General features: G+C 42.6%; 1 pseudogene. It reads left to right on the top strand.

The features are described from left to right. Positions 1 to 1,271 (top strand): annotated as a pseudogene (locus HT730_RS10275) (hypothetical protein); the annotation flags it as partial.

Raw genomic sequence — 1,271 nt, forward strand, 5'->3', positions numbered from 1 at the left:
AGGTAGCTATCCTCTATCGGACAAAATCCATCATCTCCTCCAAGAACTGAAGACCAGCACTGAAAATCCAGAACAAGTCCAAAAACTCAAGGAAGCCTATGATAAATTCAACGAAGCATTGGGGCAATCAGAAAATGGGCTTGTCAATCAGGAGGTCTTTAATGCTGCACTTGAGGAGTATAAAAAGGCAACCCAATTAAAGAATGGTGTTGAAAAAGGTAGTAGCGATAGTCCTAAATCTAGGAAAGCGAGATCTGTTGATAATTCCTTGAAAATAGGATTCGGTAAGGGTACAACTAAGGTTCCACAATATAGCGAAGAAACTCTACGAACGCTAAGTACAGGTGAAGCCTATGGAAATAACCTACGAATAACCGTCAAATCTTTCAGTGGTAAGACCGTTAGGAGTATTACAGTTAATGGTCTCGAAGGCACAGGACTATCAGCGACAGGATTAACTCTTACAAATGGATTGGGATATGTAGATTTGCGAGGAAGGATGCCGATTGATAGGCATGGTTACACCAGAGTAACGGTTGTTGCGACAGATTCTTCAGGAAATACAAATCAGACTACACTAACTATTGCTAGACCTTTACCTGACGCAAGGATTACGACAACTAATAAGGAGTTAGAAGGTAAAGCCGAGACTAAGCCGGTAATTTCGGGAACTATTGGTGTAAGAGCGGAACCTGGTAACACACCGGATGGCGCTGAGTTGATGGCTTATTTAGTACGTGGTGGTTCACCTAATCCTTATAGCTATAACAATGAGGCTCAAGGCTACCATACTATAGCAAAGACACGTATCTCCGTTTCTGGAACTTTTAATTTTGTTCCACCAGAATACCGAGATTCAAAACTTGGCGAAGGAGATGTCAGAGTAGTGGTTGCCTACGTGAGGATAGGAACAGATGAAACATTCAGTGAAGGAATGAAGTCTGGATTCTCGACAAATAGCGTTAGAGCTACAGCGCTAATTGATAAGAATCAATTATCGACCAAGACTCAAGAGCTAGAAGCAGAGTTGAATAAACCAGTTTCTCTCGACGGTAAGACCGAAGACAGTAAACAAGCTTATGAGCAAGCCAAAGAGGCTGCAAAACGAGCAGTTGCCAAAGCGAAGGAAGTTCAACAAGACGGCACAGCGACTGAAGCCAAGGTAAGGGAAGCAGAAAGCGACTTAGCTCAAGCTAAGACTGGGCTTACAACTGCCAAGAATGGCTTGAGAAATGTTGATAAGAATCAATTATCGACCAAGACTCAAGAGC

The sequence above is a fragment of the Streptococcus sp. k-628 genome (genome assembly GCF_013277475.1).
GTDB lineage: Bacteria > Bacillota > Bacilli > Lactobacillales > Streptococcaceae > Streptococcus.